Annotated in this window: 6 protein-coding genes; 2 read left to right on the forward strand and 4 right to left on the reverse strand. The window is 71.2% G+C overall.

Annotated features, from left to right (window positions below; all coding sequences use genetic code 11):
• Both C4313_RS08775 and C4313_RS08780 read left to right on the forward strand, forming a co-directional pair.
• A partial coding sequence (locus C4313_RS08775) for a glycoside hydrolase family 108 protein (protein ID WP_352429487.1) occupies positions 1–579 on the forward strand: 579 nt, incomplete at its 5' end.
• Positions 579–1,478: a hypothetical protein gene (locus C4313_RS08780; RefSeq protein WP_352429488.1), complete on the forward strand. Its 900-nt coding sequence runs from the start codon at positions 579–581 to the stop codon at positions 1,476–1,478. The genes C4313_RS08775 and C4313_RS08780, both read left to right, overlap by 1 nt.
• Positions 1,479–1,525: 47 nt before the next feature.
• Here C4313_RS08780 and rsmI read toward each other — a convergent pair whose 3' ends face one another.
• The 4 genes from rsmI to prfA are packed head-to-tail and all read right to left on the reverse strand — an operon-like array spanning position 1,526 to position 5,338.
• Positions 1,526–2,398 carry a 16S rRNA (cytidine(1402)-2'-O)-methyltransferase gene (gene rsmI, locus C4313_RS08785; RefSeq protein WP_352429489.1) on the reverse strand — a complete coding sequence of 291 codons (873 nt, stop codon included), beginning with the start codon at positions 2,396–2,398 and terminating at the stop codon, positions 1,526–1,528.
• A 35-nt stretch (positions 2,399–2,433) separates the two neighbouring features.
• A complete protein-coding gene (locus C4313_RS08790; RefSeq protein ID WP_352429490.1) occupies positions 2,434–3,333 on the reverse strand; it encodes a peptidylprolyl isomerase in 900 nt (299 codons plus the stop codon).
• A gap of 59 nt (positions 3,334–3,392) precedes the next feature.
• Positions 3,393–4,199 carry a lysophospholipid acyltransferase family protein gene (locus C4313_RS08795; protein WP_352429491.1) on the reverse strand — a complete coding sequence of 269 codons (807 nt, stop codon included), beginning with the start codon at positions 4,197–4,199 and terminating at the stop codon, positions 3,393–3,395.
• A gap of 44 nt (positions 4,200–4,243) precedes the next feature.
• Positions 4,244–5,338, reverse strand: a complete 1,095-nt coding sequence (prfA, locus tag C4313_RS08800) for a peptide chain release factor 1 (protein WP_352429492.1) — start codon at positions 5,336–5,338, stop codon at positions 4,244–4,246.
• Between the last annotated feature and the right edge of the window lie 108 nt (positions 5,339–5,446).

A 5,446-nucleotide genomic window follows, 5' to 3' on the forward strand; every position in this document is an offset into this window, starting at 1 on the left:
CCGTCGGGAGGGGGCGCTGCCCCCTCCATAACCGCCCAGGCTGTCGCCCTGGAGGCCTTCCCCTTCGAGCGGGCCTACGCCTTCGTGCGCGGCGTCGAGGGCGGATACACGAACCATCCGAACGACCGGGGCGGGCCCACCAACCTGGGGGTCACCCAGAGAACTTACGATACGTACCGCCGGCGAAAGGGGCTGCCGCCGCAGGACGTCCGCCAGATCACCGAGGCGGAGGCGGAGGAGATCTATCGCACCATGTACTGGGAAGCCTCCGGCGCCGACCGCCTCGCCGGGCCGCTGGCCCTGGTCCATTTCGACGCCGCCGTTCACCACGGGGTGGGCGGCGCACGCCGGCTCCTCGAAGAGGCCAAGCAGCGCGCCGGGTCCGAGGATCCCCACGCCCTCTCCCGCGCCTACCTGGAGGCCCGCGCCGAACGGTATCTGGCGATCCTCCGGAACGATCCTTCCCAAAAGGATTTCCGGGAAGGCTGGCGGAACCGCCTCGTCCGGCTGTCCGAGGCCATCGGCATGGATCCGAAGACGCTGCCGTTCCTGCAAGAGAAATACTGGGGGATAAAGTGATGCGGGCGAAACCCCGATTCGTTGGGTGGCTTCTGCCCGGCCTGGTGGCCCTGGCCGCGGGCTGCGTCGGCGCCGCGTCCCCCAAGGCCCCACCGACCGCTCCGGCCTCGCCCACCGCGCCTCCCGCCCCGCCGACCCCCTCGCCGCTGGAGGAGATCCGCGCGGCGCTGCGGGCGGGAGATTTCGAAGGGGCCCGGGCGCGGCTGCGGGCGGCCGGGATGGGGTCCTCGCTCCCCGCAGACCTCCTGAACGAGGCCCTGCGGCAGGGGGCCCGGGCCGGAGCCGACCTCTACCGGGAATGGGTGGCGGAGGAGTGGACGCAGCGCGACGGCGAGTGGATCGGGGTCGAAATCCCAGAGGAGCGCCGGGCGGCGTTGCGGGCGCGGGGCCGTCGGCTGGCCGAGGAGAGCCTGGCCTTCCTGCGGGAGGCCTGCGATTGCGTCACCGAGACCTTCGACCCGATCCCGGAGCGTTTCCCCGCGGGGCTGGACGAAGGAGCCTTCCTGGTCTGGCGGCTGGCCATGCAGGAGATCCCTGGAGGGCCGGCGAAGGAGTCGGAGCCCGTCGAGGCCTGGCTTTCCCGGCGGCTGGGGCGGCCGAAGGAGGATCTGTTGGTGATGACCTGGTGCCCGATGGCCGGGCGGCCGGGGATCGTGGCCATCGGCCTCGACGTTTACGACGTGGAGGCGGGCCGCCCGCTGGGCCGGGTCCCGGGATGGGAGCAACTGGAAGAAGGGGAGCGCGGGGCGCCATGGGGGGTCAACTGCCTGAAGGACCGCATGATCCTGGCCTATATGTTCATCGGCGGGCTGGGGGTAAAACTGGAGGCCGAGTGGACCGGGGAGGCGTTCCGGTTCGTCCGCCTCACCCGCGAGCAATATCCATGGCCCCTCCCATAAGCCCGAACGGGGCCATCCGGGCAGGCCTGCGACGGCCTGCCCTTTTTTCATTTCCCCTGCCTCGATGGAGCAGAGGGATCAGGCGCGGGAGGCGTCGCCTGCTGCAAGGACAGGGCCATCTGGTAGACGGCGGCGCGAGGCCAACCGGAGGCCCGGGCCACCTCCCGGGCTGCCTGGGCCGGGGAGGCTCCCGCCTGGAGCAAGGTCCGCAGCCGCTCCCGCACTTCCTCTTCCTCCCAGATCGCCGCCGCCGAGGGAGCCCCCGCGATCACCAGGGTGAACTCTCCCCGAGGCTCGTGCCGGGCGAAGTGCGCCATCATCTCGCGGATCGTGCCGCGGCGCACCTCTTCGTGGACCTTGGTCAGTTCCCGGGCCACCGCCATTGGGCGGTCCCCCAGGATCTCCAGAAGATCCTGTAGCGAGGCCCGCAGGCGGTGAGGAGCCTCGAAGGCCACCAGGGTCCAGGGGAGAGAGGCCACCATCGCCAGCAGCCGCCGGCGCTCCCCGGCCTTGCGGGGCAGGAAGCCGAGGAACAGGAAGCGATCGGCCGGGAGGCCGGAGACCACCAAGGCCGTGATCGGCGCCGAGGGCCCCGGCACTGGGACCACCGGGAACCCCCGGGCCAGGGCTGCCTGGATCAGCTCGATCCCCGGGTCGGAGAGACCCGGCATCCCGGCCTCGGAAACCAGGGCCACATCCCCGCGCGCCAGCGCCTCCAGCACCTGCGGGATCCGGACCGGCGCGTTGTGCTCGAAGTAACTCACCATCGGGACCCGGATCCCATAGTGTTCCAAAAGGATCCGGGTCCGCCGGGTGTCCTCGGCGGCGATCAGCGAGCACTCCCGCAACACCCGCAACGCCCGCAGGGTGATGTCCTCCAGGTTCCCGATGGGAGTGCCTACGACGAACAACGTGCCCATCCCCGCGCCTCCTGCCAAGGGGCGGCGCCCCGACCTTATCGGTCCAAGGGAATCAGGATCTCGACACGGGCGCTGGCCCGCCAGGCCTGGAGGGCCTCCTGGATCCGCCGCTGGCGAAGCCGATCCCGCTGTTCCTCAGATAGAGGACGGGCCGGGTCCCGTTCCACCACCAGCAGGAGGTGGTAGGCGCCAGCCGCCGGGACCAACACAGCCTCCCCGGGGGGCGTGGCGAAGGCGGCGGCCTCCAGCTCCGGCAGCGCGAGCGTGCCGCGGGCGAACCATCCCAGATCCCCGCCCAGCTCCCGGGTGGCCGGGTTCTGGGAATAGGCCCGGGCCAGCTCCACAAAATCCTCCCCATGCCGCAGGCGCGCCAAGAGCTGCTGGGCCGTCGCCGCATCGGCGACCTGGATGTGCCGAGCGTGGACCTGCTCAGCGACCGCCGGCACGTCGGCGGTCAGCCGTTCGAACACCTTCTGGGCCAGCATGGCCGACCGTTGATGCCGCCGGAACTCCTCCTCCGTCATGCCGAGGGCCGCCAGCCGGGCGCGGAAGCCCTCCACCCCGCCGGTCTCGGCCACCGCCTGGGCCACGGCCGCCTCCACCTCCTCCGAGGAGACCGTAAGCCCCATGGCGGCGGCCTGTTGCTCGATGAGGACCTCCTCGATCATCCCCTCCAGGATCTGACGGGGGAGAGCCGCCAGGCGCTGCCGCCCCTCCTCCGAGCGCGGGTCCAGCCCGTTCCGGATCCACTCCTGTTCGTAGGCGACCACCCGCTTCTCGAACTCCGCCAGCGGGATCGGGGTTCCGTTCACCCGGGCGGCCAGAGCGGGGGTCCCCGTGGGGGCCGGCGACGCAGGGGCAGGGGACGGCGGGATGGGCCCGGAGACGCACGCCGTCAGTGCCACGGTCAGCAGCCATCCCGGCCATCGGGACATCCCAGGCCTCCTCCGGAAGATTCGACAGGCCTCCGGCAGCTCCCCACGCCAGCGCGGGATCAGTGGGGGTCCACGGAGGCCCGGGGCACCTTCCCGAGCACGGCCTCAGGGGCCCTCCAGGACCCCGAGGGCTCCAGGGGCCGCAGATAATAGGGAGCCGCCGCCCGGCTCAGGTCCGCATACACCCCCCGGCGGTGGGGCGGGAGCAGGGCGGCGATCTGGGTCATCAGTTCGTCGGTCGCCTCCCGCAGCGCCTCGCGGCTGCGGTCCTCCGGGATCTCCACCCGGAAGGGCCGGCCGAAGACCACCCGGACAGGGGTCCGCCGGAGGCGCCGGATGTTGAACTTGAAGCGATCGGTGCCGTCCACCCCGACGGGCACGATGGGCGCGCCGGTGCGCCAGGCCAGATAGACCGCGCCCTCCTTGCCCGGGAGCAGGGCCCCCGTCGGGCTCCGCGTCCCCTCCGGGGCGATGAGCAGCACCCCACCCAGCCGCAGGACCTCCAAGGCGGTCTGGACGGCGCGGCGGTCGATCTCCCCCCGCCGCACCGGGAAGGCGTCGAAGGCGCTCACCAGAGGGCCCAGCACCACATCGCGGAAGACCTCGGCCTTGGCCATCGGGAGGACCTTGCGCCGGAGCACGCTGACCACCAGGACGGGATCCAGGAAACTGATATGGTTGATGGCGAGGATCACCGGTCCGGCCGCCGGGATATTCTCCAGGCCGACCACCTCCAGGCGCAGGACCAGCCGGTAAGCCAGGTGCAGCAGGAAGGTCAGGAACCGGCGCAGCCACGAGTGCCGATGCACCCGCGTGGCCGTCGCCCAGCGGGAGGCCCGCCGGAAGACCTGTCCCGTCTCCTCCACGCCGTCCTCTCCCCGTTCTGTTCTGGATCGGCCGACCGGGCTCCTCAGCCGGTCACCTCCAGTTCGGCCAGGCGCCGCGCCTGATCCTCCAGGATCAGGGCCTCGATCAGTTCATCCAGGTCCCCGTCCAGGATCTCCGGCAGCCGATACAGGGTCATGTTGATCCGGTGATCGGTGACCCGGTTTTGGGGGAAATTATACGTGCGGATCTTCTCCGCCCGCTCGGCGGTGCCGACCTGGCGGCGGCGGGCCTGGCTCACCGCTTCCTCCCGCCGGCGCCGCTCCCGTTCGTAGAGGCGGGCCCGCAGGATGGCCAGCGCCCGCTGCTTGTTTTGGAACTGGGAGCGCTCGTCCTGGCACGAGACCACGATGCCGGTGGGCAGGTGGGTGATGCGGACCGCCGTCTCGTTCTTCTGCATGTGCTGCCCGCCGGCGGTTCCCGCCCGGAAGGTCTCGATCAGCAGGTCCTTCGGATCGATCTGCACCTCCACCTCGTCCATCTCCGGGAGCACCGCCACCGTGGCCGTGCTGGTGTGGATGCGGCCGGAGGCCTCCGTGATGGGCACCCGCTGGACCCGATGGACGCCGCTCTCGTATTTGAGACGGGAATAGGCGCCCCGCCCCCGGATCAAGAAGATCACCTCCTTGAAGCCGCCCAGGCCGGTCTCATTGGCGCTGAGCAGCTCCACCGACCAGCCTTTCCGCTCGGCGTAGCGGGTATACATCCGGTAGAGATCGGCGGCGAACAGGGCGGCCTCCTCCCCGCCGGCCCCCGCCCGGATCTCGACGATGACGTTCTTCTCGTCATTGGGGTCGCGGGGCAGCAGCCGGCGCAGCAGATCCTGCTCCAGCCGACGCTCCTCCTCGGCGAGCCGCTCCAGTTCCTCCCGGGCTAGGGCGGCCCACTCCGGGTCCTTCGCCGCCTCCAGGAGGGCGCGGGCCTCCTCCTGCTCGCGAAGCACGTGACGATAACGCCGGAAGGCCTCCACCACCGGCTCCAGGGCCTCCCGCTCCTGGGCGATGGCCCTCAGCCGCCCCGCATCCGCTGCCACGACGGGATCGGCCAGCAGGGCGGTCAGCTCTTCATAACGCCGTTCCACCGCCTCCAGTTTCTCCAGCCAGCGCCGTTCCATCGCCATCCCTCAACCGGCCTCCGCGGATCCTCCGTTCTCCAGCCCCAGGCGGCGCAGCGCGTCCCGGGCGGCCTCCCGGGTGGCTTCCCGTTTGCTGGAGCCCTGGCCCTCACC

Origin of the sequence: Thermoflexus sp. (assembly GCF_040289485.1) — a bacterium.
Taxonomy (GTDB): domain Bacteria; phylum Chloroflexota; class Anaerolineae; order Thermoflexales; family Thermoflexaceae; genus Thermoflexus.